Origin of the sequence: Pseudoalteromonas sp. NZS11_1, assembly GCF_015864275.1 — a bacterium.
GTDB classification, from domain to species: Bacteria; Pseudomonadota; Gammaproteobacteria; order Enterobacterales; family Alteromonadaceae; genus Pseudoalteromonas; species Pseudoalteromonas arctica.
The window spans coordinates 1-24,975 of sequence record NZ_JADYXK010000022.1 but is presented as its reverse complement, the minus strand read 5'-3'; the positions used below and the strand labels follow the sequence as shown (position 1 = coordinate 24,975).

General features: G+C 37.7%; 29 protein-coding genes. 10 read left to right on the top strand and 19 right to left on the bottom strand.

The genetic code is table 11. From position 1 onward, the window contains the following. Position 1 precedes the first annotated feature (1 nt). Positions 2-934 carry an allantoinase PuuE gene (gene puuE / locus I6F44_RS14770; RefSeq protein ID WP_197174060.1) on the top strand — a complete coding sequence of 311 codons (933 nt, stop codon included), beginning with the start codon at positions 2-4 and terminating at the stop codon, positions 932-934. Positions 935-1,014: 80 nt separating this feature from the next. Here the strand turns inward: puuE and I6F44_RS14765 are convergent, their stop codons facing one another. The 6 genes from I6F44_RS14765 to I6F44_RS14740 form a co-directional block, all read right to left on the bottom strand. Further along, positions 1,015-1,704 carry a response regulator transcription factor gene (locus tag I6F44_RS14765; protein ID WP_197174059.1) on the bottom strand — a complete coding sequence of 230 codons (690 nt, stop codon included), beginning with the start codon at positions 1,702-1,704 and terminating at the stop codon, positions 1,015-1,017. A 248-nt stretch (positions 1,705-1,952) separates the two neighbouring features. Beyond that, complete coding sequence (locus tag I6F44_RS14760) at positions 1,953-2,474, bottom strand: hypothetical protein (RefSeq protein ID WP_197174058.1); 522 nt, start codon at positions 2,472-2,474, stop codon at positions 1,953-1,955. Positions 2,475-2,530: 56 nt separating this feature from the next. Next, entirely contained in the window at positions 2,531-4,069 is a 1,539-nt protein-coding gene (locus I6F44_RS14755; protein ID WP_197174057.1) for an EAL domain-containing protein, read from the bottom strand. 76 nt (positions 4,070-4,145) lie between these two features. Then, entirely contained in the window at positions 4,146-4,781 is a 636-nt protein-coding gene (locus I6F44_RS14750) for an SGNH/GDSL hydrolase family protein (protein ID WP_197174056.1), read from the bottom strand. 8 nt (positions 4,782-4,789) lie between these two features. Further along, a complete protein-coding gene (locus I6F44_RS14745; protein ID WP_121954180.1) occupies positions 4,790-5,302 on the bottom strand; it encodes a DsrE family protein in 513 nt (170 codons plus the stop codon). Positions 5,303-5,367: 65 nt separating this feature from the next. Further along, on the bottom strand, positions 5,368-5,841 hold the full coding sequence (locus I6F44_RS14740; RefSeq protein ID WP_121954179.1) for a flavodoxin family protein: 474 nt from the start codon (positions 5,839-5,841) through the stop codon (positions 5,368-5,370). Positions 5,842-5,918: 77 nt separating this feature from the next. Between I6F44_RS14740 and soxR the strand changes: the two genes are divergently transcribed. The 3 genes from soxR to I6F44_RS14725 all read left to right on the top strand — a co-directional run bounded on the left by soxR (position 5,919) and on the right by I6F44_RS14725 (position 8,513). Beyond that, complete coding sequence (soxR, locus tag I6F44_RS14735) at positions 5,919-6,377, top strand: redox-sensitive transcriptional activator SoxR (RefSeq protein ID WP_121954178.1); 459 nt, start codon at positions 5,919-5,921, stop codon at positions 6,375-6,377. A 419-nt stretch (positions 6,378-6,796) separates the two neighbouring features. Continuing rightward, positions 6,797-7,438: a hypothetical protein gene (locus I6F44_RS14730; protein ID WP_121954177.1), complete on the top strand. Its 642-nt coding sequence runs from the start codon at positions 6,797-6,799 to the stop codon at positions 7,436-7,438. After that, entirely contained in the window at positions 7,428-8,513 is a 1,086-nt protein-coding gene (locus I6F44_RS14725) for a rhomboid family intramembrane serine protease (RefSeq protein WP_197174055.1), read from the top strand. The genes I6F44_RS14730 and I6F44_RS14725 overlap by 11 nt, the downstream gene beginning before the upstream one ends. Before the next feature lie 189 nt (positions 8,514-8,702). On the opposite strand, the gene I6F44_RS14720 is transcribed toward I6F44_RS14725, so the two are convergent. Both I6F44_RS14720 and I6F44_RS14715 read right to left on the bottom strand, forming a co-directional pair. Then, complete coding sequence (locus tag I6F44_RS14720; RefSeq protein WP_231612856.1) at positions 8,703-9,221, bottom strand: transthyretin-like family protein; 519 nt, start codon at positions 9,219-9,221, stop codon at positions 8,703-8,705. Between the two features lie 25 nt (positions 9,222-9,246). Then, positions 9,247-9,630 carry a DUF1294 domain-containing protein gene (locus I6F44_RS14715; protein ID WP_197174054.1) on the bottom strand — a complete coding sequence of 128 codons (384 nt, stop codon included), beginning with the start codon at positions 9,628-9,630 and terminating at the stop codon, positions 9,247-9,249. Between the two features lie 52 nt (positions 9,631-9,682). Between I6F44_RS14715 and I6F44_RS14710 the strand changes: the two genes are divergently transcribed. Further along, a complete protein-coding gene (locus I6F44_RS14710; RefSeq protein ID WP_197174053.1) occupies positions 9,683-10,213 on the top strand; it encodes a hypothetical protein in 531 nt (176 codons plus the stop codon). A 62-nt stretch (positions 10,214-10,275) separates the two neighbouring features. Here the strand turns inward: I6F44_RS14710 and I6F44_RS14705 are convergent, their stop codons facing one another. Next, the gene (locus tag I6F44_RS14705; protein WP_197174052.1) at positions 10,276-10,818 is read right to left on the bottom strand and encodes a carboxymuconolactone decarboxylase family protein; all 543 of its coding nucleotides are present in this window, start codon (positions 10,816-10,818) and stop codon (positions 10,276-10,278) included. A 112-nt stretch (positions 10,819-10,930) separates the two neighbouring features. On the opposite strand from I6F44_RS14705, the gene I6F44_RS14700 reads away from it, so the two are divergent. Beyond that, positions 10,931-11,518 (top strand): TetR/AcrR family transcriptional regulator, encoded by a 588-nt coding sequence (locus I6F44_RS14700; protein WP_197174051.1) that lies wholly within the window; start codon positions 10,931-10,933, stop codon positions 11,516-11,518. Between the two features lie 103 nt (positions 11,519-11,621). Here the strand turns inward: I6F44_RS14700 and I6F44_RS14695 are convergent, their stop codons facing one another. From I6F44_RS14695 to I6F44_RS14675, 5 genes are all read right to left on the bottom strand, one after another. Continuing rightward, positions 11,622-13,742, bottom strand: a complete 2,121-nt coding sequence (locus I6F44_RS14695) for a methyl-accepting chemotaxis protein (RefSeq protein ID WP_197174050.1) — start codon at positions 13,740-13,742, stop codon at positions 11,622-11,624. A 107-nt stretch (positions 13,743-13,849) separates the two neighbouring features. Continuing rightward, positions 13,850-15,067: an organoarsenical effux MFS transporter ArsJ gene (gene arsJ / locus I6F44_RS14690; RefSeq protein WP_197174049.1), complete on the bottom strand. Its 1,218-nt coding sequence runs from the start codon at positions 15,065-15,067 to the stop codon at positions 13,850-13,852. 24 nt (positions 15,068-15,091) lie between these two features. Next, positions 15,092-16,102, bottom strand: a complete 1,011-nt coding sequence (locus tag I6F44_RS14685) for an ArsJ-associated glyceraldehyde-3-phosphate dehydrogenase (RefSeq protein ID WP_197174048.1) — start codon at positions 16,100-16,102, stop codon at positions 15,092-15,094. Between the two features lie 32 nt (positions 16,103-16,134). Beyond that, positions 16,135-16,491, bottom strand: coding sequence for a metalloregulator ArsR/SmtB family transcription factor (locus I6F44_RS14680; RefSeq protein WP_024591540.1), 357 nt, complete (start codon positions 16,489-16,491; stop codon positions 16,135-16,137). 164 nt (positions 16,492-16,655) lie between these two features. Continuing rightward, positions 16,656-17,084, bottom strand: a complete 429-nt coding sequence (locus I6F44_RS14675; RefSeq protein ID WP_024591541.1) for an organic hydroperoxide resistance protein — start codon at positions 17,082-17,084, stop codon at positions 16,656-16,658. A 129-nt stretch (positions 17,085-17,213) separates the two neighbouring features. Between I6F44_RS14675 and I6F44_RS14670 the strand changes: the two genes are divergently transcribed. The 3 genes from I6F44_RS14670 to astB all read left to right on the top strand — a co-directional run bounded on the left by I6F44_RS14670 (position 17,214) and on the right by astB (position 20,784). Then, a complete protein-coding gene (locus I6F44_RS14670) occupies positions 17,214-17,648 on the top strand; it encodes a MarR family winged helix-turn-helix transcriptional regulator (RefSeq protein WP_197100905.1) in 435 nt (144 codons plus the stop codon). A 45-nt stretch (positions 17,649-17,693) separates the two neighbouring features. Further along, positions 17,694-18,800, top strand: coding sequence for an L-dopachrome tautomerase-related protein (locus I6F44_RS14665; protein ID WP_197174047.1), 1,107 nt, complete (start codon positions 17,694-17,696; stop codon positions 18,798-18,800). Between the two features lie 637 nt (positions 18,801-19,437). Next, on the top strand, positions 19,438-20,784 hold the full coding sequence (astB, locus tag I6F44_RS14660) for an N-succinylarginine dihydrolase (protein WP_004334492.1): 1,347 nt from the start codon (positions 19,438-19,440) through the stop codon (positions 20,782-20,784). A 93-nt stretch (positions 20,785-20,877) separates the two neighbouring features. Here astB and I6F44_RS14655 read toward each other — a convergent pair whose 3' ends face one another. Beyond that, positions 20,878-21,732 (bottom strand): mechanosensitive ion channel family protein, encoded by an 855-nt coding sequence (locus I6F44_RS14655; RefSeq protein WP_197174046.1) that lies wholly within the window; start codon positions 21,730-21,732, stop codon positions 20,878-20,880. Positions 21,733-22,007: 275 nt separating this feature from the next. On the opposite strand from I6F44_RS14655, the gene I6F44_RS14650 reads away from it, so the two are divergent. Beyond that, on the top strand, positions 22,008-22,688 hold the full coding sequence (locus tag I6F44_RS14650) for an SDR family oxidoreductase (protein WP_197174045.1): 681 nt from the start codon (positions 22,008-22,010) through the stop codon (positions 22,686-22,688). Between the two features lie 131 nt (positions 22,689-22,819). On the opposite strand, the gene I6F44_RS14645 is transcribed toward I6F44_RS14650, so the two are convergent. The 4 genes from I6F44_RS14645 to I6F44_RS14630 form a co-directional block, all read right to left on the bottom strand. Further along, complete coding sequence (locus I6F44_RS14645) at positions 22,820-23,158, bottom strand: hypothetical protein (RefSeq protein WP_007586232.1); 339 nt, start codon at positions 23,156-23,158, stop codon at positions 22,820-22,822. A 185-nt stretch (positions 23,159-23,343) separates the two neighbouring features. Next, positions 23,344-23,994 carry a GIY-YIG nuclease family protein gene (locus I6F44_RS14640; protein WP_197174044.1) on the bottom strand — a complete coding sequence of 217 codons (651 nt, stop codon included), beginning with the start codon at positions 23,992-23,994 and terminating at the stop codon, positions 23,344-23,346. Between the two features lie 136 nt (positions 23,995-24,130). Continuing rightward, positions 24,131-24,451 carry a hypothetical protein gene (locus I6F44_RS14635; protein ID WP_145990803.1) on the bottom strand — a complete coding sequence of 107 codons (321 nt, stop codon included), beginning with the start codon at positions 24,449-24,451 and terminating at the stop codon, positions 24,131-24,133. 102 nt (positions 24,452-24,553) lie between these two features. Further along, positions 24,554-24,975: hypothetical protein (locus I6F44_RS14630; protein WP_231612855.1), on the bottom strand; the 422-nt coding region annotated here is incomplete at its 5' end.

The window sequence follows — 24,975 nt, the reverse complement described above, 5'->3', positions numbered from 1 at the left end:
AATGAGCGAACAATTTAAAAACTACCCACGAGACTTAATTGGTTATGGCCCACATGCGCCTCATGCAAATTGGCCCAATAAAGCACGTATTGCCGTGCAAGTGGTATTAAATTACGAAGAAGGCGGCGAAAACTGCGTATTACATGGTGATGCAGCCGCTGAAACGTTTTTATCAGAAATAGTCAGTGCTCCCCATGTAGAAGACCGCCATATCAGCATGGAGTCTATTTACGAATATGGCTCGCGCGCGGGCGTGTGGAGGTTACTGCGTTTATTTAAAAAATACGATATACCGGTCACCATTTTTGCAGTGGCGATGGCCCTTGAGCGCCACCCCGATGTAGCTAAAGCCTTTGTTGAAGCAGGCCATGAGATTGCAAGCCATGGCCTGCGCTGGATTAATTATCAAAATATAGATAAGCAAACCGAGCGCGAGCATATGCAACAAGCCATTGAGATTATTCAAACGCTTACGGGTAAAAAGCCCAAAGGCTGGTATACCGGCCGAACTAGCCCAAATACCGCAGCCCTTGTAGTTGAGAATGGCACATTTTTATATGATGCCGACGATTACAGCGACGACCTACCTTTTTACAGTATTAAAGAAGGTAAACCACAGTTAATAGTGCCCTACACGCTCGATGTAAACGACATGCGCTTTGCTGCCGTACAGGGTTTTAATGCCGGCGATCAGTTTTATAATTACTTAAAAGATGCATTTGATACGCTTTATGAAGAAGGTGACCCTGAAGGTGAAAACACCCCAAAAATGATGTCGATAGGTTTACATTGCCGCTTAATTGGCAGACCAGGAAGAATAAAAGCATTAGCACGGTTTTTAGAATATGCTCGCTCGCATGAGCAGGTTTGGTTTGCCACGCGTGAGCAAATAGCCGAGCACTGGCTTAAAACCCACCCGTATAAAAAAGCATAGTTTATATTTTTTAAAACATAAAAAAGCCCAGCAAAGCTGGGCTTAAATTACTTTAGGAGTAGTGAAATTTATTCAAAAAACTATTTCCCCATTGGCAGCAAAACAGATATATAGCGCTGCGCCCAATTAGCAAGCTCCACCCTGTTGCGTGAGTTAGTTTTTTTAAACGCACTGTATAAATGTGTTTTTACAGTGTGGTCGCTAATGTTAAGTTTATCAGCGATTGTATTGTTACTCGCACCCTGTGCAATTAAATGAATAACAGACTTTTCTCGTTTTGTTAAATGATCGTAATCGTCCTGCTTTAACTCAATCTCGTCGTGTAAGCTATTAAACGACGATGCCACGGCTAAAATATCGTTAAAAGCTTTTGAAATCACTTTACGCGTAAACCAAAGCTCGCCAGTATTAACACGAAGTAACCCTTTAAAAATATCTTCTGGTGGATCAGATTTATAAAAAACACCATTAAAATGGTTAAGCAATAAGTTTTGCTCGCACACATCTTCTTTATCAACATTAAAAATGACAACGCTATAGTGTTTAGCTAAACAAATAAGGTCAGTCGGAATAAGGTCTTGCCATTTGCTTTTAGCACCATCTATTAAAAACAAATCATAATTTGTGCGCTGCTCAGCTTTAGGAATAACCTCGTCCATTTTAATATCACCAAACAAAGCTTGTAGTGTTCTTAAAATAGCGGTGTAGTTGTGTGAATGAAAAGATGATTGAAACGTTGTTTTTACAAATACCGAGTTTTTATGGGGCATAAATTTCGTCCTTGAAACATTTACACTACATTACCTAAATCAAATACAACTTACAATGGGATTTTGGTATTAAAATAAAGCTATCGCTTCTCATCCTGAAATAGATAAAACCCAATTAAATCAATGTAAAACCTTAATCAATTTTATTTTTAAAATTGCTTTTATAAGATAAATAACAGATCGGATTAGTGGCTTAATAACTTATAAAGCCTTAAATATGCATTAGCCTAAACTAACTTTAGGATCAATTATTCTATACTCGCTTTTAGTTTATTTAGCGCATCAACCGAAAAACCTCGATCATAAAAATATAAAATTTCGCCGCTGTTATTTATAAGTACCACACGTGAGTTATTTGGGCTTTGGTTACCTGTAAACTTTTGTACCGCTTCACCATCTTTATAAATAGTGATTACCCCACCCCATAATTCTTTAGGGATGCCTTTGCGCATACCGCTGTCTATAAATGTGCTAAACATGCGTGGCGCCATGCCGGCAATGGTTGGTAGTTCGTATGTAGGGAGCGTTACACCCGCCATATCTAAACCAATTAACCAACGGTCTATATCAAACTGACTATCTTGCTTGTACCCAATAAGCAGTAGTGTTTTATCTGCTTTAAAATCGCTGGGTATAGTCACCATGCTTTGCTCTAAACTTTCGCCGCTAATGCTTGGGAACTGCTTACCTGTTAACTGCTGGTTTGGATACTGTGTTGTACACGCACTAAGTAATAAAAATGCAAAAGCACTTAATGTTAATCTGATCATAATAAACCTAATATTTATAAATTTCATACCGATACGTTTAGTATGGCAGCTGAGATCTAAAAATGCTGATTAGTTATATAATTTTTAAATTTAGACGCCGTCATGGGCTTACCGTACTTCCAGCCTTGTCCATAATGCACACCCGCTGTTTTTAAAATTGCTTCTTGCTCAGTGGTTTCAATCCCTTCTGCCACACAGGTATAATTAAACTTATGCACAAGTTCCATAATATTTGGGATCATAGAGGCTTTTAAGCCCTCAGTTGCTATATCTTGAACAAACGTACGATCAATTTTAAGTTGATGAAAACTCAAGTTTTGTAAGTTTCTTAAATTCGAATAACCCGTACCAAAGTCATCTAATGATAAGTTAAATCCCGATTCAACTAAGGTTCTAAAATGAGCATGCGCAATGCTTGTATCAAGGTACTCGTCTTCAGTTATCTCTAAACAAATAATAAAGCGTGAGTTGGTAAGCTCTGTAATTTGCGGCAGTAACGACACATTACCCAGCTCTACATCACACGGAAATATATTAAGCGACACTTTAAAGCCTTCTGGCAATAACTCTATAGAGGTTAACTCTTTTATTGTGGTAGCAATCATTGCCTCAGTAAAAGTCCAGGTTAAATTATTTTTTCTAATAACCGGAATAAACTCATCTGGAAATAAAGCACCGTACTTATCTTCAAAACGTGCAAGTACCTCGCAACCAATCAGCTTGCCACTTTGAAAACAAATAATGGGCTGGTAAGTCCAATAAAATGATCCCTTTTTAAGCCCTTTACGAATACGCTGATTAGTAGAGCGTCGTGCAGCAATTCTCGCATCAACTATTAACGCACTCGATATGCCCGCTAAACACGTTAAAATTAACGAAATTATTAATAATAAGTGATTATTAGAAAAAAACAGACTCCAAGGTAAGCGCACTACTACACAATATTGACTACTTGTAGAACTACAAACTGAATTAGTTTCGTAAGGAAAAAAAATATTACTTTTTACCTGCTGATATAGCCCTTCTTTACCTGCTAAATGATGCAAAGCATTTGGTGTTTTATAAATAACTTCCCAATCTGGCGCAGTAATTCCAATGTTGGTAAAAGGCGTACTCTGCATAATTAAATTATAGTCCCCTTGTCTGACTATAATTACCTCCATAGGGCGCTCACTAAATAATAATAGATAAAGCTCTGACTCAAAACGAACCCTCACCTGTTCATCATCTCGAATAAAGTCAGGCTGTTTGTCGTTAATTGGTTTACTTAATAAGCCTGCACCCGTAGTGCAAACTAGCTGGTTACCTTTAAAAAAGCCTATATCAATTACATATTTTGCATCAAATAAAGCGCGGCGCATCTCAAGAAGAGTTGTGTTGTCACACTGTTTAAACGCAAGCTTATTTAATGGGGTAAGTATTCGACGCCTCTCTGCAATTGCACCTTCTATATGAGTGAGAATATATTCAGCGTCTGACTTTGTTTGTGCTGTTAATTGTTGAGCTGCAAAGTTGAGCAAAATAAAACAGCCAGCTACAAATACCAACCCTCCGGTTAAAATGGCTATAATAGATTTTTGTTGGTACTTTTTCATAGCATCTCGAAGTTGTTAATTTATGTCGTTTTTTTTAGATGATTACATAAGTCGTACTAAATTCAAATAGATAGATTCAAGAATTGTTGAGCAAATTTCGAACCAGTTGAGTGATTTTAGTGCTTAGCGTTAAATGCTGATTACTTTCAAAGTGAAGCCCATCACCGGCTGTTACATTAATAAATGTATTAAAATCAATAAAAGTACATTTATTATTAGCCGCAACGCTTTTAAATGCACTAGAGAGCTTTGTTGCTTTTGTATCTGCACCTTCGTAAATACGCGAATACTGCTCGGTAATTCTTATTTTAGGTGGGCTAGCAATAATAATTTTAGGTGATTTTAAAGTACTACTTTTCTGATAATAACTATGTATTGAGTTAATTAAATCATTTAAGCCATCTGCTATTAAACTAGGTGTTAAATTAAAACGTTTTTTAAGATCGTTTGTACCAAGGGCAATAATAATAAAGTCAATTCGATGCGCCTCTAAATAAGGCTTTAAATAGCTAACACCACTCAGCACACCATCAAAAGGCGGGTTATGCACTAACGTGCGGTTAGGTTGCCCCGCCTCAATAATAGCAAAAGCACACTCTAAATTTTTAGCTAATAGCGATGTCCAACGGGTATTTTCATCAAAGCGTTTACCCGTTATAGAGTTTAATCCCCAGGTATTAGAATCACCAAAGCAGAGTATATTTTTTATCATTTGAGTCATTAAAATGGGTTAAGTGTATAACCTTGTTGTTGTAACTGAGCATGTGCTGTCATCGCAGAAAGTGACATTTTTACGCCATCAATTAAAAGCTCTGGCGTTACTTTAAAGTGAGTAGCCGATTGCCCGCAAACATACACTTTAGTGTTATTAGCAAGTAGCTGCTCAATTAACGCTTGGTTTTTATTGTCAGCGTCAAAACGTTTTTTATATTCGCTATTAGCTAACACATCAACACTTGCACTACCGTGCACAACTAACGCTAATTGAATGTTATCTGGCTTTACACCGTGTGCTACATGCATATTAATAAAACGTGCAAGTGAGTTCATTGAATTGTTCTGCTCACCTTTTTTAGCGCCATCTGCAACATCAAAGGCTATTTTAAATACCGTAGAGTCATTTATTTCATCATGTTGAGGAACATTGTAATAATTCCCAAACCCTTTAATTGGTTGCTCATTAGCATTAATAAACGGGCTAAAAATTAGTACTAACCATAGTAAATATTTCATTAAACTATCCTTTGTTTTTTAAGCGTATTACTAAACTACCAGAGACAACCAAAAAAGGCTGCAATTTAAGCAACCTTTTGGGTACTTTTATGGTTGTGGTTAATAAACTGCATACCTAAATAGCTAAACGTATTTTTAAACTGATCTACAAAACAGGCGGGAGCTTCGCTTGATGACGCATTCGAAAGCACTGAAAAATGCTTACTACGTAAACTACGAAGCTTAGGTTTTAATGCTTCATCGTCCATATAATCGGTTATTCTATCAATAAATAATTTCATTTGTACTGTGGTGCTGTACCAATAAACTGGCGAAGCAAACACCCAATGGTCATACGTTAAAAGTGCTTCAAACACAGCGTAAAAATTATCATTTTTATAGTTTTTGTTATAGCAGTACGGCGCAATTTTGTAATCATCTAAGCATATTACACGCACATTATTTTGCTCTGCAAATCCGTTAACGTGCGCCTGTGTATTACCATTTTTACGTGCGCTTGAATAAACAATAACCGTACTACGCTCAAGTTTTTGTTGCATTTAGTTAGCTCCTTTTTTAATGTTGAATGAAGCTTAAAACCTTAAGTTATATTGAGGTCAACTAAAGGATTAAAATAATGTCAGTAGGACAAAAAAAATTAACTGAGGCCAACCTAACCGTTGGTTATGTAGCAAAAAGAAGTGGTGTAAAAGTATCTACTCTTCATTTTTACGAAACTAAGTTTTTAATTAAGAGCTGGCGAAATAATGGTAATCAACGACGCTATAAACCGGATGTATTACGCCGTGTAGCTGTAATAAAAGCAGCTCAAGCGATGGGAATTACGCTCGAAGAAATTAAAAACACCTTAGCTACCCTACCCGACAACCGCACACCAACAAAACAAGACTGGTCAGCACTTTCGAAACATTGGCAAGCGCAACTTGATGAGCGAATTGCGCATATGCAACGCCTGCGCAACAAAGTAGACGGCTGTATAGGATGTGGTTGTTTATCACTTAAAAGTTGTCCAATTTACAATAAAGATGATCATTTAGGCGAGAATAAAAGTGGTGCTGTGCTTTTAAATACATAGTCTTTGCCTGTGTAAAAAGTTCTCCACTTTTGTATAACAAAAATAAATACCCCTCTTAGGAGTTGGGCCAACAACGCCTTAAATATAAAAGCTAACTACGCCTCATTATTGAGTTATTAAAGAAGGACTTTTTAGTCCATTTATTGGTAATACTTTACTTTGCTAACAAAATAGCCTCCGGCACTACAAAAACTCTCTATTCATTAATATAGAACTATGATGTTTCTCGTTTAGTTGGATCGTGAGATGATTTAAAAAACAATTTAAAATTTAAGGGAAAGGCTATACTCGAGTGGTTTCTTTAATATACGTATATATGTAAAAAGTATATTCAATGTTGGTAGGAGCATTGATAACTGGTTAATTTTTAAGTATTCTTGTGCACCTTAAAAGGAAGCAAATATTCAAGGAACAAGCTGTTGGAACCAACTAATCACACCCCAGAAAACAATACAAAACCACCTGTAGCTACTCAAAAATTCACTCAAGCCCTTAAAACGGTCGATCATAAAGAACTGAAAAGCACAGGCTTTTGGTTAAATCAATTTTTTATGGTTATTTCTACTGTATTTGGTGTTTTTCTGGCGGCCCAAAGCGGTTTAGAACAAGCACTTAAGTTTGATTCATTTAGCAAGATGGAAGATAACTACTATTTACGTACATCACTTTATGACGAAGTTAATGATAATGCAAACACGGTAGCTGAGTATGCAGAACGCTTAGCGAAGAGTCCTCCAACATCAGAGATGGAGTTTTTTAAACCCACACTTGAGCAATATATATGGAAAACCATGCAGTTTTCTCCTACTACGCTTGAAACACCGAGTGAGTTTTTAACTAAAATACGTCGGTTTTATTCTCGAGCCGACTTTATCATTAATGCCGCAATAAATCGCAAAATGTCTGCTAAGCAAGCCTCTATCGAATTAGCAAAAATAACAAACTTAATTAAAACTCAAACACTACCAGCATTAAAAAATAGCGCTAAACAATTAAAAATGGAATTACAGCAGAATGATATTTCTGTTGGTTCGTTAAAGGAACTTGAAAATGCTAACTAAGAACTGCCCTCATTGTAAAGACCATCCATTAGAAGCAACCAATTATCAAGGTGAAGAAATAGATATTTGCCGTGAGTGTGGCGGTTTATGGTTCGAAAAAAATGAAGTAAACCGGATGATTTTAGAAATAAATGACGGCCCTGAAGGAGATAAATTTGAAACTCACTTTGGTGAGCCATTAGGGATTTCTGAGCTTGACTGTCCTGACTGTAAAAAAAGTTTAGAACGTTTTCATTTACTTGAAGCTTTTCATACCGAAATTGATGTTTGTAGACACTGCGATGGCACATGGATTGATAAAGATGAGCTTGAAAGTGTAGAAAAAAGCCCTGAAATAAAAGCGAGTTTAGGCGAGCTAAATCAAAAAGTAAGCTGGAAAACCTACCTGTTCCAATTTTTAACGCAAATGCCTGTTGAATATAATATTAAACCACAAAAAACCCCTTGGGTTACTCGCGGCCTTATTGTTTTAAATACATTGATTTTTGCACTTTATTTTTTAAATCCAAGCTCATTTAGCTATGTTATTGATAACTTTGCTATGACACCTGCAGATTTAAGCAAAGGTAATGAGCTATGGACTGTATTAACTTGCGTATTTTTACATGGCTCTATAATGCATTTAGTCGGTAATATGTACTTTTTATATATAGTTGGCGATAACCTAGAAGATGTTTTAGGCCATAAACGCTTTTTGTTATGGTATTTAGCCTGTGGACTACTCGCTTCGTTTGCAAGCTATATTGTAAGTCCAATGTCGAATATACCAGGCGTGGGTGCAAGTGGCGCCATAGCCGGTTTATTTGGCATGTACTTAATGTGGTTTAGACACGCAAGCCTTACTTTTATGTTTGTAATTTATCAGAAGAAACTTTCTGCGGTATGGTTTTTTGCTATTTGGTTAGGATTTAACATTTTTGGTGCAGTAACAGGCCCTGATGGCATTGATTATGGTGCGCATATTGGGGGCTTTATAGCTGGACTAATTATTGGTTATATTTTGAAAAGTAAAATATTAGAGCAAAACCCTATAATTCGTTTACTAAACCAAAAAGAAGCACAGTTAAAACGTTAATCGTCATATTAAAGCCACTAATAGATGAACATTAGTGGCTTTATCAAACTTCTCACTAATTTCTATAACNATCATTTTGCGGGGCTAAACGTGTCGCTACCTGCGTTAAAAAATTCTCATTTAGAACAACTAAATAGCGAATTTTTTGCCTAGCTATCAACACGTTTTTCCGCCCTCAAAATAGACCACTTAATTAAGCGAATTGGTATTACAACGCGTATAAACTGTATAAAATTGACTCGTATTTTTTATCGGTATATCGTACGTTCTAGCCTCTTCACTAAGTTCGCATTCAAAGTTATTTAATATATCAGACAGCAGTGCTTGCTCTTCGGTGAACTGTATTGTGGTATACCACAAGATTGAATCTTCATCTTTTTTGTTTTCAATATAAATACTCTGTAGCAAAGAGCTATTAAAAAACATGCTTGAAGGTTTTGAACTGCGTATTGTTTTATTATCGAAATAAAAGTAACCATTGTTATCACTTATGGCTTCATCAATATAAGTATCACCATAAATCAGCTCTCTTGTTACTTTAACGCCCTGTTGGGGTTCACCATTACTTAATAGTCTGCCTTTTACAGGCAACGACAACGTAACGTCTTGTTTATTAAAGAACCCAAACATGTCTGCACATCCTTGCATTGGTATTAATAAAAATAAAATAAGCGTTAAAGTCACGCCAGCCGATCTTGTATTGGTCATAAAAAGTCCTTTTCCTATTTATACTTTAACCTAACAATAAATCCGGAAAATAAATAGCGACAATACTGCATCCTACATTAATTAAAATACATAACCACAACACAATAATAAAACGTCGCTTTTGCGATTTATGACGAAGTAATTGTTGAGCAAGTAATGCCCCCGGCCATCCTCCAAATAATGCAAGTAGTTGCAGTGTACGCTCTGGCGTGCGGTTTACTTTTGTATGTGAAGAACGCCTAGCTTGTCGCTTATCCCACGCGTACATTAAAAAAGTGATAGCACTTAATACACTTATATAACCAGGTACATATATTGGTATATAAACAGGTAAGTATTGCAGAGGGTAAGCTAACCAAATGGCAGCTAAATAAAGCAATGAGAACGTGATTAATATTTTCTTTATCAATTAATTATCACCTATACTGGGCTTATAAGAGCCTAACAACGAGAGCCAAATTATGACATATTTTAAATCGCTATTCTTCGCATTATGTTTATGCACATTTAGTAGCTTTGCTAATGAAAATGCCAGTAACCTTGATAAAGACCTAGAAGTGTTTAAACCTTACTTAGGAACGTGGCAAGCAGACTTTAAAGTACCAGAAGGCGCTAAAAAAATACAAGATGTTGGCCGTTGGGAACGCGCTTTAAACGGTAAAGCTATTCGTACCATGCACTCGATTAACGAGGGTGAGTATGGCGGTGAGTCGATGATTTTTTATGATAGCAAAAGGAAGTCACTCGTATTTTATTATTTCACTACGGCAGGATTTTACACTAAAGGCACAATAACGGTATTAAGCCCTACTCAATTTGTAGCCTATGAGGAAGTAACAGGCAGTAAAGAGGGAGTGACTAAGGTTAAATCTACTAGTGATTTAAAAGACGATAAGTTTATTGTATCGACCTCTTACCTTAAAAAGGGTGAGTGGACAAAGCCCGAACAACGTATTTATACACGCAGTACAAAAACGGTTAAATTTAAATAGCCGCGATTTATAAGCACAAAAAAGGCAGCCTAGGCTGCCTTTTGTCATTTATAAAATTGTATTTATTTTACGTATTTTTTAAATGCAGCGTCTACTGGTGTATCAGCAAGGTGATTAGTGTAGTTGCTCATTACTTTTTGAGACAAGCCTACAATAATTTCAAGTAGTTGTTGCTTACCGTAACCTGCTGCAAAGAATTTTTCGATTTGCTCATCGCTGATCACGCCACGTTCACGTGTCATTGCGAGTGTAGTTTCACGAAGAGTTTCTAGCTTAGGGTTTTCAAGTGGTGTTTTGTTTACAAGTGCGTCAACAATACCTTGATCAACTTTCATTGCCGCTGCAATACCACTGTGAGCAGGAACACAGTAATGACATGCGTGCTCAACGTTAATTGATTGCCATACTACTGTTAGCTCTTCTGCATTGAATGATGTTTTTTGAAACAGCTCATGCAGTACTTGGTAACCTTTAAGTAATGTTGGTGCTTCAGCCATTACTGCATGTAAGTTAGGAAGCATACCAAATGCTGCTACTGAATCAGCTAGTAACGGTTTTGCTTCTTCTGATGCGTTTTCTTGAGTGTATAAAGTAAATTCGGCCATGGTTAGCTCCTAATAATTAATAGTTTTAAGTAACTTCGAGACACATAGTATTTGATTTTGAGCGACTGTTCAAGTTAAAATTGAGCAAATGTTCAAATTGATTGAGAATGATATGGCTAATAAGGTTAAATTTGAACGCGAGAATGTAGTTCGCGTTGCTAGTCAGCTATTTTGGCAAAAAGGTTTTCATGCAACCTCAACGCGTGACTTACAAGAAGCCGTTAATATGCGCCCGGGTAGTATTTACTCTGCGTTTGGCTCTAAAGAAGGTCTATATTGCGAATCGCTGAAAGATTACACAGTACAAATGAAAACCCAAATAGAGGGGTTTCTATCAAGTGCAGATACAGTACTTGGTGGGTTACGTGCATTTGTTGAAAACGTGGTAATTAAAACAAAAGATTGCAGCCCAAGCGCTATTTGTATGCTGGTTAAAGCAAACAGCGAGTTTGCAGAAAAAGACTCAAATCTATATGAGCTAAGCTTAGATTTAACAGCTCAATTTGAAGCTTATTTAACGCAGTTGTTTACACAAGCAATAAACAAAGATGAGTTAAGTAATACGTTGACCGCTGTTGAATATGCGCGCTTTTTTCAGGTGCAATTTACAGGTTTACGCGGTTATTTTAATCGTCCTAATGTAGATCAATTTGCTGAGCCAATGATCAACCAAATGTTTATGTTGATTAAAAAGTTATAAATAGCAGTTATCGAGCATTCTCAACAAGTTATACTTATTTTACTAAATAAAAATGGCCAGTATTAACTGGCCATTTTTTTGTGCTTAAAACTTAATTTATAAGTTACGTTTTAAGCTTATTTAGCTCATTATCTTGCTGGGCAACAAGTGCATTAAGCGCTTCGCTGCTATCCCCTGCTTGTGTAGATAAGTCAGCAAGCTGCGATGCGGCATCAGATATAAGCGTTAAATTACGGTTTATTTCTTCAGTCACTAAGCTTTGCTCTTCAGCAGCGGTGGCAATATGTGTAATTTGATTGGTTATTTCATCAACTTTAACAACAACACTGTGCAGAGCATCAAAAGCTACCGATGTTTCATCAACGGCATTTTGTGCACGTACTACGCCTTTTTCAATAACGGTAGATGCGTTACCTACTTCAGATAATAAACTATCAATTAACTGGCTTATGTCATCTGTTGATGAACGCGTTTTAGAAGCAAGTGCACGTACTTCATCAGCAACAACGGCAAAGCCTCGCCCGTGCTCACCAGCGCGCGCAGCTTCAATGGCTGCGTTAAGTGCAAGTAAGTTTGTTTGTTCTGAAATAGTACGAATTACATCTAATATTTGCGTAATGTCTTTACTACGCGAAGCGACTTTTTCAACTGCTTGGTTTGCTTCTTTAATTTCTTCAGACATCGTTTTAACTTGTGTCATCGCTGACGATAAGCTCGACTCACTGCTTACTACCAAGCTATTTATTTCATCGGCTTGTTGGGCTGATTGCTCTGATGCTCTGGCGACTTCGAGTGCTGTTGCGCTCATTTCGTTCATAGCCGTTACCACACTTTCAATTTCTTGAAATTGAGATTGAACATTATGCTTAGTATCAATAGCGATGTGTTGTGCTATTTCGCCTTGCTGTTTAGTTTGCTCAGACACCGCTTTTAGTTCAGAAATTAAATCACGTAGTTTTGCTAAAAATCGATTAAACCCACCAGCTAATGCAATAAGTTCTGCGTGGCTATCAACATGCAATGTATGCGTTAAATCACCCTCAGAACTTGCGAGGTTATCAACCCGCTGTTGAATTTGTTGTAGCGGCGCTATTACACCTGCAATTACTAATTTCATAATAACAAAAGCAACCACAGCAATTATTAAGCCTGTAATTAAAATAATAAACCCGAGTGATGCTGCTGTTTCTTGCATGTTTTTTTCTAGCGCTTCAGGCCCTGCAAGTGCTAGGTCTGTAGGTACTTCTATGATTAATGACCACTGAGTGTTTGCTAGTTTTATATCAATTGGATAATTTACTAAATATTCACTATTTGTTTTAAAAATACCGCTTTGCCCTTTAGACTTTTCAATATCATTAAATATAGTAGAACTAACAGCCTCTTTAATTGGGCGCCCTAATTTAGATTTATAATGACTGCTGCCTACAACTAAACCTAAATCACTTAATAAGGTTACTTTAGCTTGACCATTGTAAAGCTGCTTAGAAAGCTGCTCAGTCATTACTTGAAAGGTTGGTAGAGTTAAATCAACGCCTGCTAAACCAATAAACTGGCCTGACTTTAAAATAGGCACGGTTAACGAAGTTAGCATTACCGAATCGCCCGATGGAATTTCGTATAAATACGGTTCCATAATACAAGGCTTAAGTGTGTCTTTTGCGCACAAATACCACTGCGCTTCACGAATACCAAATTCATTTAAAGAGGTAATATATTTATCGGCAGCATTCGCTACTTTTTGTTGTTCAATTACGCCTTTTTGATCGCGAGTTATATATACCTCTAACGTACCAGCACTATCTACTGAATGCTTATACCCTTGTTGATATTGAGAATCTTGCCCATCAAAAGCGTTCGGTTCAAATTGAGAATAAATAGATGATAAGAGAGTGTTTTGTTCTAAAACCGCTTTATTTATACTGACAACTGTATCTCGGTCTAAAGTGCTTTGTTTTGCTGCATCGCCAAGTAGTGCCGCTAATGAATAAGGAACACGGTAAGCTTCATTAATAAAGCCAGCAATTTTTTCTCCGTATCCAGCCGCATGAGCATTAAGCTTTTCTTCTACTTCTACAGTAATGTACTCTTCGGATTTGGTCGCTAACTGCTTATTACTTGATGATAACTGCCACCACAAAATGCCTGATAGCACTAGTACAGTTATAAATATACTGCCGACGCTAAGCCAGAGTAACTTTTTTGCTAACGATATTTCTCGCATTCATCACACCCTTTAAATTAAAACTACTGGTACAGTTTAGTAGATCTAATCAATGAAGCTATGAATATCGTTAAACAAATTGAATTTAATACAATACGTTGAGTTTTTTAAAGTTTAGCTAAACGTGCCGTTGTAATTGAGGCTGCAATTAATAAACACACACTTACCCATAAACACGCACTAAGCCCATATACTTGAAAAACCCAGCCAGAAAGCACCGTACCAAGCAAACGCCCTATCGCATTAGCCATATAATAAAAGCCAACGTCGAGCGACACCCCATCGTTTTTAGCAAAACTTACTATTAAGTAACTATGCAGCGATGAATTTACAGCAAATACACCACCAAAAATAAGTAAACCGATTACAAGCGTAAAATGTACCGCTACATCAAATTGCATCAACAACGCTAAAATGCCAGTTACGCCACTTAATAGAGCAACCCACCAATACGCTTTTTTGACTGAATGTGAATTTGAATCACCTTGCCCAGTTATACGCGGTGCTTGCGATTGCACAAGCCCATACGCAATAACCCACAAAGCCATAAAGCCGCTTACCCACCAGTGATCCCAGTTAAACTGAGCGGCTAAGTAAACCGGCAATGCAACCACAAACCATACATCGCGCGCCGCAAACAAGCATAAACGCGCTGCACTAAGTAAATTGATTGCCCGCGATTTAGAAAATAATTCTTTAAACTTAGGTTTGTTTTTAGCTTTACCAATATCGCCTTTTAAAAAAGTTAAACTAATAACCCACGCAACACTGAGTAAAAGAATTAGGCTTATTAATGCCCCCACAAAACCAAATACGGTAAGTAGCAAGCCACCTAAAAAAAAGCCCACTCCTTTTAATGCATTTTTAGAGCCTGTAAGTATGGCAATCCATTTATATAATTGGCTTTGCCCTGCATCGTCTTGTGGTACTAAATACTTAATGGCGCTTTTTGCGCTCATTTTATTTAAGTCTTTAGCTATGCCACTCAGTGCTTGCGCTGCCATAACATAGGCAACGGTTAGCCAATCCCCAGGCACGCAAAGCATAGCTAAAGCTACAAGCTGCAGCCCAAGCCCTACATTCATGGTTTTATTTAACCCTAAATGTGCTCCTAGCCAACCACCTATTAAATTGGTGATTACGCCAAAAATTTCATAAAACAAAAACAACATGGCTATCGCAAATGCGCCATATCCCAACTGATGAAAGTACAGCACCACCAGCATGCGCAATGCACCATCAGTTAAAGTAAATGCCCAGTAATTACCGGTAATTATTAAATATTGTTTTATAGAGCTTGGTAAATTAGCCAACTGCGCAAGCATGAATTTAAACCTTTTTAAACGAGATTAAACCAAATCACTTTGTGCAACTTTAAGCATTAGCTCAGCGGTACGGTTTGCATAACCCCATTCGTTATCATACCAAGCGTATAATTTAAGCTGAGTGTTGTTAATTACCATAGTTGAAAGCGCATCTATGGTGCAGCTACGTGGATCTGTTTTATAATCTATAGATACAAGCGGTCTTTCTTCGTAGCCTAAAATGTCTTTTAGCTCGTTATTTGCGGCGTTTTTAAACCAAGTGTTTACTTCATCTTGTGTAACACCTCGCTCTAGCTCAAAAACACAATCGGTAATTGACGCGTTAGTAAGAGGTACACGCACAGCATGGCCGTTTAATTTCCCCTTAAGCTCAGGGAAAATATGCGTAATAGCCGTTGCACTACCGGTTGTAGTAGGAATTAAACTAGTACCGCACGAACGCGCACGGCGTAAATCTTTATGAGGGGCATCAATAATCGTTTGGGTATTAGTAATGTCGTGAATAGTAGTCATTGAGCCGTGCTTAATACCCACTTTTTCTTGGAGTACTTTTACTATTGGCGCTAAACAGTTAGTTGTGCAAGAAGCAGCTGTAACAATTTTATGCTCACTTGGGTTATATAGGTCATCGTTTACACCCATTACTACATTTAAAATACCGTCTTCTTTTACTGGTGCTGTTACCACAACACGCTTAACACCTTGCGCTAAATATTGATTTAACAGCTCAGTGGTTTTCATTTTACCGCTGGCCTCTATTACTACATCGCAATCTGACCAATCAGTTTCATTTATGGTTTTGTTGTTGGTAACTGCAATCGTGTGCTTACCCACACTAAAGCTATTATCATCACTAGAAACCTGTTGTGCTAAGCGCCCGTGTACTGAGTCAAACTCAATTAAATGTGCGTGTGTTTTAGCATCGCCCGCTACATCATTTACTTTAATAAACTCTATTTCTGGCCAATCAACTGCTGCACGCAGTGTTAAACGTCCCATACGGCCAAAACCGTTAATACCTACTTTAATAGTCATAATTAAATACCTTTAATAAGTTAATTTATTAGTTAGTTACAACAGCTAGCTGCACGTTCAGGGCGATTACCCATAGCGTTTAAGCGCGTTAAATCGTTTTGATAAAATGAAGAGTTAGCAGTAAGCGTTTGCGTTAATACATTTTTAGCCCACTCTGGCAGTGCTTTGTTAATACTGTAGTACACCCATTGATTTTGTTTACGGTCGCTCAATAATCCGCATTGTCTTAACTGTGCTAAATGTCGAGATACCTTAGGTTGGCTTAATTTAAGTGCAGCAACAAGCTCGCATACACACAGCTCTTCTTCGTGGCTAATTAGCAGCATTGCTTTTAAACGTGTATCGTCCGCTAGGCATTTATAAAATTGAAGTGGGTTGAATTGTTCCATACTGTCCTCACTGTGCTTATGCATACACAATAAAACAAAACAACAACATATGGAATAGTGAATATACGTTTTATCGTATATTTAATTTTTATGCCTTAAACGCAAAAAAGCACACAACGACTAATTGTCGTTGTGTGCTTTTATAACTTTTCTTTATTTAGTTATTAAATAACTGAAAGCTCTACTTCAATATTGCCACGTGTTGCGTTTGAATATGGGCATACTTGGTGTGCTTTATCTACAAGCGTTTGCGCTGCAGCTTTATCCATATCACCTAGTGATACAGCTAGTTTTACCGCAATACCAAAACCGCCTTCAATAGCACCAATAGACACTTCAGAATTAATATGTGTGTCGCTTGGTAAATCTATTTTTTCGCTACCTGCTACAAATTTAAGTGCGCCAATAAAACATGCTGCATAACCTGCGGCAAATAATTGCTCTGGGTTAGTGCCTTGTCCGTCGTCTCCGCCTAAACCTTTAGGTGTTGATAAATTTACATCTAAACGACCATCATCAGATTTAGCTACGCCTTCACGGCCACCAGTTGCAGTTGCTTTTGCTGTGTAAGCTACGTTTTGTAATACATTCATAATGAACTCCAAAGTTTTAAAATATCAATCAATTTAGTTTGTGTGCAAAATAATAGATCAAGTAATTAGAGATTGCAAATACTTTGCATGCAAATTAAAATAGCATGTATCGAAATAAAGGATAACGTTATGCCGTTTGAGCAATTAAAGTTAAAAAATCAGTTATGCCATCGGTTATATATGGCATCTAACAGCATTGCGCGTGCGTATCGCGAGCCTTTAAACGAGCTAAATTTAACTTACCCGCAATACGTAGTAATGATGGCGCTGTGGGAGCAAGACGAAATAACAATTGCAGGGCTAATAGATAAAACCGCGATAGACGGCGGTGCAATGACCCAAATACTCAAAAAAATGAGCGACAAATCATTACTGGCTGTTATTAAAGATGAGCACGACAAACGCAAACGCCTAGTCCAGCTAACCCAGCATGGCCAATCACTTAAGTTAAAAGCAGCCGATATTCCTAAAAATATTTTATGTAAATTTGATAGTGTAGATGCAACACAAGCGAAGCAGTTGATGCAGCTGCTCGATTTAGTAGTAAACGACTTAGCCGATTAGGCTCTTAATTTTTAAACAATAAACGTGTTTTAAAAGGTTTTAAAAATGACTCATATTAAAAAATTACTATTAGCTGCGGCGTGTAGCACGGCACTTTTAGGTAGTAACGCAGTAATTGCTAATACTGCTAATCAAAATGCTGATTTAAAAACAGTAGCCACATTTGATGCGCAGCACCCACCGGGTAACATTGCTATTACCCCATCGGGCAGAAAGTTTTTATCTGTGCACGGTTTTTTTGGCCAAAAGCAAAAAATTATGGAGCTTTTAAGCGATGGTACAACTAAGCCCTACCCTAATGAAGAGTGGGCATACGCGTACAATAACGGTAAAGGTTTTTACGATGTACTTGGCATAAACGTATCAAGTGATGGTGTGTTATGGATGCTCGACACTTCAGGGCCCGATCACGCTGGGCGCTTAGTAGGCTGGGATACAAACAAAGAGCAACTGCATAAAATTATTTATCTGGCTAAACCAACCATTACCGACACCTCATTTTTAAACGATTTAGTCATCGATAATAAGCATGGCGTTGTATACATTGCCGACACAGCACAAGGCAACCAAGCCGCTATTATTACCGTAAACCTTAAAACAGGTGTCGCACGCAGAGTATTACAAAATAGTCATTACACCACAGCCGAAAATATCGATATGGTTATTGATGGGCGCACAATGAGCATTGGCGGACAACCTGCCCGTTTAGGTGTTAACCCAATCACGCTTGACCCTAACGAAGACTGGCTTTACTTTGGCTCTATGTCGGGCACGTCGGTTTACCGCATTGCCACCAGCGATATAAATAACAAGAGCCTTTCGGCTAAAGCGCTTGAAGACAAAGTTACGCGTTACGGCACTAAGCCAATTTCAGATGGTATTATTGTTGATGGCGGCGGTAACGTATATGTAACCGACATAACCAATGGCGCAATTGGCGTAGTTAAACCCACTGGCGACTACGAAGTATTATTTAAAGACGAACGTTTGAGCTGGCCTGATGGTTTTAGTTACGGAGCCGATCATAAAATATATTTTACCGTAGACGATTTACATAATTCGCCTGTACTTAATAATGGCAAAAATCAAAGCCACGGTAAGTTTAAAGTAATGTCGTTCGAGCCTTTAGTAAAAGGAAAAGTAGGCCGCTAGTTTACTTTTTAAGTGACTACATTTTTAAAAAAGCCTTGCACATTTAAGTGATCTAATAGTTGCAGGGCTTTTTGTTAAAGACACACCACACTGGTGCATCTTTTAGTAATACTTCACCGCTTTGGTGCTAATGCTTTAGTACGCATTTATACTTAAATACTAAATACCTGATTTCTATTCATAAAATATTCAAGTTAATGTTGGCATACTTCTTCCTATAAACTGATGTGTTCAGTGAAAATACCAAGGAAAAACCATGTTCAACTTATACCATACCCTTTACCTTTTATGGCGCTTAGACATCAGCGTTTGGCAAGTTAATGATCCAACAAATACCCATACCACCGCTGACAAAGAGCGCGTCTATGTTAAGTAGCATCGTATTGTGTAAAGGCTTGGCATAAAGCTTAAATGTATAAACCTACTTTAGGCTAAGCTTTTGCACACTATGAAATTTATGTGTACATTTTAATTAAACTTCAAATTAATCGTTCAATATAAAAACAACCCCTTTGTAATAAACTCCACATTTAAAAACGTCGAAAAAATTAGTAAAAACACTGCGTTTATAACTTTGCAAGCAGCCCTAATGCGTTGTATTGTTGCATCCTATTGAAAATTTTTAGTTGGAACGTGTATGCACGCTTTGGAAGTTAATTTTGATGGCTTAGTTGGCCCTACTCACAACTACGCTGGTTTATCGTATGGTAATGTTGCCTCGTTAAATAACGCAGCAAGCTTTTCAAATCCTCAAGAGGCAGTACTGCAAGGCCTTGAAAAAATGAAAGCCATGCACGACAAAGGCCTAACTCAAGGTGTATTTGCCCCTCATGCGCGCCCCGACTTAAACGTACTGCGCCGCTTAGGCTTTACCGGTAATGATGCACAAGTAATTCATAAAGCATTTAAAGCAGATCCTATTTTATTACGCGCGTGTTATTCAGCGTCAGCAATGTGGACAGCCAATGCCGCTACGGTATCGCCATCACCTGATACAACCGACGGCAAAGTACATTTTACTTCAGCTAATTTAAATAATAAGTTTCATCGTTCATTAGAGCCTGCAACCACTACACGCTTATTAAAAGCGATGTTTAACAATGACAAATACTTTGCGCACCATACCCATTTGCCAGACCAAGGCTTTTTTGGCGACGAAGGTGCAGCAAACCATACTCGTTTTTGTGACAGCCACGGCGAGCAAGGCCTTGAAATGTTTGTATTTGGTGCCAGCGCGTTTAATAGCCAATTACCAAAACCAGCTAAATTTCCTGCAAGGCAAACTCTCGAAGCCTCAGAAGCAATTTGTCGCTTACATAACTTAAAAGATTCAAGCCAAATTTTACTACAGCAAAATCCAGACGTAATAGACCAAGGTGTGTTTCATAACGATGTAATTGCAGTAGGTAACGCCAACGTATTACTGTGCCACCAGCAAGCATTTTTAAACCAAGCTTTGGCACTGCAAGATATTCGCGAAGCGTATGTGGGCAATAAAGAATTTTATATTATTGAAGTACCTACCGATAAAGTAAGCATTACCGATGCTGTAAGTAGTTACTTATTTAATAGCCAGCTAGTGAGCCTTGAAGATGGTTCAATGCTGTTAGTGGCACCACAAGAATGTAAACGCAACAGCGCGGTTAACGCCTACATTGAAGAAATGATCATGGCAGATAACCCAGTAAACCAAGTGCAGTTTTTTGATTTACGCCAAAGTATGCAAAATGGCGGCGGCCCAGCTTGTTTGCGTTTACGTGTAGCCCTTAACGAGCAAGAACTTGCTGCAGTAAACCCAGAGGTTATTTTAACTGATACTAAATACACACAACTGTGTGACTGGGCAAAACGTAACTACCGCGACAAATTAGGCGCAAGTGACTTTGCAGACTCAGCCCTATTAACTGAAAGCTACCAAGCACTTGATGAGCTAACGCAGCTACTTAATTTAGGCTCAGTGTACGACTTTCAATTAGAAGGTTAATACCTCAGTTAACACAAAGGCTAATACTACGGCTAATACAAAAATAGCGAGCCAAGGCTCGCTATTTTTATTTGTGTTTATGTTAATACATATTTAAGCATCTTTGTTAACAGTTATTGCCGACGCCATAGACTCAGATATATGCAGCGTACGCTGCGGAAACGGAATACTCAGCCCAGCACCTTCAATTGCTTCTTTAACGCGTTTATTTAAATCCCACACAGTTTGCCAATAATCACCATTAACAGTCCACGCACGTAATTGAATGTTCACTGCGCTTTCGCCTATTGATGTCACCATTACTTTAGGTGCAGGCTCTGCAAGTAATCGGCTCTCTGATGCAGCTAATTCTTTAAGTACATTTAAGCCAACGTCAATAGAGTCGGCATACGAAATCCCCACCACTATGTCCATTCGTCTTTTGCCATTACGGGTAAAGTTTTTAATATTGCCACCCCACACTTTGCCGTTAGGCGATGCGATATAAAGACCGTCGGTGGTTTTAAAAATAGTGGTAAACAAGTTTATTTCACTCACAGTACCAAGCGTGCCACTGGCATCAACAAAGTCGCCTATTTTAAAAGGTCTGAGTATTAGCAGCATAATACCCGCAGCAATATTGCTCAGCGTATTTTTAAGGGCTAAACCAATCGCTAAACCAGCAGCACCCATTAGCGCAATTAAACTGGCCGTATTAACGCCAAAAATATCTAAAATAAATAGCCCACCAATTATATAAACTAAATAACCAGCAATACTCGATAAAAGAGGAAGCAGCGTACTATCCACTCTTTTTAATGGCGATTTAGAGTTTTTAATCGCTTTTTTAACCGATCGTGCAATTAAGGCACTCGCAACTAAAATCACCAACGCTAAAACCACTTTGTACCCTAAAGTGATGATTGTTTCTGAATGGCTTTGCCAAAACGCTAAAAGTTTATCTTTCATGTTTGTTCCGATAAATGTGGCTGAAACTCAGCAAAATAATGGTTAAATCTAATAAAAACCGACTTCAAAAGAAGTGGCGCGAGTATATAGAATAAAAAATTTAAACCTACCTTTTTTAATCACTTATTCCAATTTTAATAACGGCCTAAAAACCATGGTTATTAGAATATAAAACACCGCCATTTATGGCTAATTTATAGCGACTATTCAATGTAGGTTAATCGTTTATTGGTATGGTGATTTTAAGTTTTTAACGTTCATTAAAGAGGTCATCTATGGCAAAAGAAAAAATAGTACTTATAACTGGTGCTTCAAGTGGCATTGGCGAAGCAACCGCAAAAACCCTTGTTAACAACGGCCATAAAGTAATACTTACCGCTAGACGCGAAGATAAGTTAACGGAGTTAGTTGAGTCGCTAGGCTCAAATAACGCACTGAGCGTAGCTGCAGATGCAACCGACTTTACCGCACTTGAAAGCGTGGTTACCAAAGGCATTGAAAAGTTTGGTCGATTAGACGTAGCCTTTGCTAATGCAGGTATGGGCGTTTCAACCGCAGGCACCGAAAAAGGTGACCCAGATGAGTGGTCAACCATGATTGATATAAACATTAAAGCCCTACTGTGGACTGCAAAATTAACCCTGCCGCATTTACGCCAAAATAAAGGTCACTTTATATTAACCAGCTCAGCTGCTGGTCGTAAGCCATTAGGAGGCTCTATTTACGGGGCAACTAAATGGTTTGCTTATGGCTTTGGACAAAACTTAGCTGAGGAAATGAGCGATTGGAACGGCCGCTGCACAACCATAGCACCAGGTATGGTAAACACCCCGTTTTTTGATGAAGCAAAACCCGACAAACTCGACCCACAAGATGTAGCCGACGCGGTATTGTTTGCTATTGAAGCAAACCAGCGCAACAGCGTACGCGAGATTTATTTAATGCCGACTAATTAACGTTGATTGGTTGAGTTCGGGCTGTCAGGTTTAATGCTAATGGTGTTAAACCTGATGGTTATTAGTACTTAGTTTGGGTTAGGTGTTAGTAGGTAAGAATGAATTAAAGGTATTACGCATTTAAAGTCTTATTAATTGCCAATGCTGCCCTTAAACCATATGTAAGCAAAATATAAGACAACGGCAATATATCCAAAAGAAATAATTAGGTTTACTTTCCAAAGGTTTAGCCAAAAATTGCCTCTGAAATAAGTGCGTTCTCTTACTTCATGGTTGAACAATGCTACTGAAGAGGGCACTAATATTAACGCAGACCAACCAAGTATAGGTAACACCATAAACATAATGCCTATGCCTGTACCTCCTGCTGAAGCGTCGGATGCTTCACCATCAATTGGGGCTAGCATCACGTAGCCTAAAATAAACCCAACAATCGCAAGTATAAAACCTAAAAGCTGAAATGTTCTCATTATTATCCTTGGCAACTAACGAGACTGTAAAATAACTCCAACAGCCAAATTCAATTAAAAAATGATCTCCTTTAATTAACCCTAAGCGTTTTTAAAGCATTACAAGATTTAGATTGGGTGTCACTGTAATTCACGCTGGAGCAAAACTAACTGTTTTTTGTCCTTATTGGATCGTCTTGTTAGCACTATTTTAACGACTTTGCCAAAGAACTATATACTAGATCTACAAAAGTTGTTCCGTGCCATTCATCGTCAAGCGATGGATTTACTGTATCAGGTGCTCCACCAATTAGATCACGCATAATACGGTAATCATTACTACGCTGCGCAAGTATTTGCATTTTCTCTTGGTGCTCAGGAGGAAGCATTTTATTTTTATACCATGCACGAAAAACATGTTTAAAAAGAGGTTCATTACAAGAAAACCATTCGCCTTGTCTTCTTAGATGAGAAAACTTTTGGTGTAATTCAGCCTCTCTAGCAGAGCCTCCTGGTTCTAATGCGCCAATAATTAATTGGCCATACGTACCAGTTTGTAAATTTTGTAAACGCTGGAGTACATTTTTAGATCTACCAATCTTTATAAATAGCCCATGTAAAGGGTGTGCATTTTTAGGTGGTCCAGCCCAAGAGTCTGGTACCTGAATAATATAATAAACGCTATCGATAGTCCCAAAAGAAACTTTATTCGCCCACTCACACCAAGGTGTAACCCATTCATCTGCTTTTTTAAAAGTAGAAAAGTATTCGGTTGTGAAATAGTGTTCACCATTTTCAAGGTGTATATCTGCTACAAACTCACCGTTTTCGCATTCTCGAATACTCTCAACTTTCAATAGAACCTCTGATAGTGCTAACGCCCACTTAAGCGGACAAAAATAGTTGGTTAAAATGTGAAGCGAAGCGGAACCTAACCAACTGTTTTTGTTCCGTTTGAAGTGCTTGTTATGTGGCAGTGTACTGTAAATTTTATTAAGCTTTAAAAGCTATAAATACACCAACAACACAAATAAGTTGAATGAAGTACACCGCTTGTAATACTTTCCCATTTTTAGCCGCTACAACAAAACCTGTAGAGTCAGAAGTTTTAGGCTTATAGGTAATAAAAAACAATAAATTTTTAAAACCACCAAAAGGGTTTATCCAAGAATTTTTACTTGGGTTCTCTATTTCTGAGTCTGAATGTTTTTGCATGTTATCAATGCAACTATTTTCCAAATAATTAAACAGAAATGAGCTTACGAATATCCATACCCAGATTATCAACCCTATAATTAGTTCAAATTGACTCAATGCTGACTCCATACCACATAACGCTTAATATAACTGGAAAATACGAGCGCTTTACAGCGAGTAGTTTCCCAGTTGATGTTTTTGTTATACGCACATATTACGCTAATGTTTGGGAACATAGGTTTTACCCCACTTATTAGCCGCTGCCAAAGCAAAACCAAAATAGACAATACTAAAAACACCATTGAAAAATTCAAAATTTACTTCGTTGTTTACAGATTCAAAAGCGGCACTAAAAAGAGATATGAAAAATCCAAGTACAGCACTAAACCAAATGAATCTAATTATCACACCATAAACTTTCTCACTCAAAATCCCACTGTGTTCCTGAAAGCTCAGGAAAAAACTGGTTATTTTATGACAAATATAAACCATCAATAACGTTAGCGGCGGTACTAAAATTGCTTCTACAACTTCATGAAATATTAGGCCAATTAACATAGCTAACGAACACCACACTAAAGGAATTTTAAAACCCAATATCTCAGTGTAATTTAAGTATTTTGGTTTAACAGCTTCGTTAT

Excerpts from the sequence above, each read along its gene's own strand:
- I6F44_RS14705 (WP_197174052.1), bottom strand. The coding sequence starts at position 10,818 with ATGGCCGAATTTACTTTATACACTCAAGAAAACGCATCAGAAGAAGCA.
- arsJ (WP_197174049.1), bottom strand. The coding sequence starts at position 15,067 with ATGCTTGCGCAGTTGGCTAATTTACCAAGCTCTATAAAACAATATTTA.
- puuE (WP_197174060.1), top strand. The coding sequence starts at position 2 with ATGAGCGAACAATTTAAAAACTACCCACGAGACTTAATTGGTTATGGC.
- I6F44_RS14670 (WP_197100905.1), top strand. The coding sequence starts at position 17,214 with ATGCCGTTTGAGCAATTAAAGTTAAAAAATCAGTTATGCCATCGGTTA.
- I6F44_RS14755 (WP_197174057.1), bottom strand. The coding sequence starts at position 4,069 with ATGAAAAAGTACCAACAAAAATCTATTATAGCCATTTTAACCGGAGGG.
- I6F44_RS14675 (WP_024591541.1), bottom strand. The coding sequence starts at position 17,084 with ATGAATGTATTACAAAACGTAGCTTACACAGCAAAAGCAACTGCAACT.
- I6F44_RS14750 (WP_197174056.1), bottom strand. The coding sequence starts at position 4,781 with ATGATAAAAAATATACTCTGCTTTGGTGATTCTAATACCTGGGGATTA.
- I6F44_RS14700 (WP_197174051.1), top strand. The coding sequence starts at position 10,931 with ATGGCTAATAAGGTTAAATTTGAACGCGAGAATGTAGTTCGCGTTGCT.
- astB (WP_004334492.1), top strand. The coding sequence starts at position 19,438 with ATGCACGCTTTGGAAGTTAATTTTGATGGCTTAGTTGGCCCTACTCAC.
- I6F44_RS14645 (WP_007586232.1), bottom strand. The coding sequence starts at position 23,158 with ATGAGAACATTTCAGCTTTTAGGTTTTATACTTGCGATTGTTGGGTTT.
- I6F44_RS14720 (WP_231612856.1), bottom strand. The coding sequence starts at position 9,221 with ATGACCAATACAAGATCGGCTGGCGTGACTTTAACGCTTATTTTATTT.
- I6F44_RS14695 (WP_197174050.1), bottom strand. The coding sequence starts at position 13,742 with ATGCGAGAAATATCGTTAGCAAAAAAGTTACTCTGGCTTAGCGTCGGC.
- I6F44_RS14760 (WP_197174058.1), bottom strand. The coding sequence starts at position 2,474 with ATGATCAGATTAACATTAAGTGCTTTTGCATTTTTATTACTTAGTGCG.
- I6F44_RS14740 (WP_121954179.1), bottom strand. The coding sequence starts at position 5,841 with ATGCAACAAAAACTTGAGCGTAGTACGGTTATTGTTTATTCAAGCGCA.
- I6F44_RS14680 (WP_024591540.1), bottom strand. The coding sequence starts at position 16,491 with ATGGAACAATTCAACCCACTTCAATTTTATAAATGCCTAGCGGACGAT.
- I6F44_RS14745 (WP_121954180.1), bottom strand. The coding sequence starts at position 5,302 with ATGAAATATTTACTATGGTTAGTACTAATTTTTAGCCCGTTTATTAAT.
- I6F44_RS14665 (WP_197174047.1), top strand. The coding sequence starts at position 17,694 with ATGACTCATATTAAAAAATTACTATTAGCTGCGGCGTGTAGCACGGCA.
- I6F44_RS14765 (WP_197174059.1), bottom strand. The coding sequence starts at position 1,704 with ATGCCCCATAAAAACTCGGTATTTGTAAAAACAACGTTTCAATCATCT.
- soxR (WP_121954178.1), top strand. The coding sequence starts at position 5,919 with ATGTCAGTAGGACAAAAAAAATTAACTGAGGCCAACCTAACCGTTGGT.
- I6F44_RS14655 (WP_197174046.1), bottom strand. The coding sequence starts at position 21,732 with ATGAAAGATAAACTTTTAGCGTTTTGGCAAAGCCATTCAGAAACAATC.
- I6F44_RS14685 (WP_197174048.1), bottom strand. The coding sequence starts at position 16,102 with ATGACTATTAAAGTAGGTATTAACGGTTTTGGCCGTATGGGACGTTTA.
- I6F44_RS14710 (WP_197174053.1), top strand. The coding sequence starts at position 9,683 with ATGACATATTTTAAATCGCTATTCTTCGCATTATGTTTATGCACATTT.
- I6F44_RS14725 (WP_197174055.1), top strand. The coding sequence starts at position 7,428 with ATGCTAACTAAGAACTGCCCTCATTGTAAAGACCATCCATTAGAAGCA.
- I6F44_RS14650 (WP_197174045.1), top strand. The coding sequence starts at position 22,008 with ATGGCAAAAGAAAAAATAGTACTTATAACTGGTGCTTCAAGTGGCATT.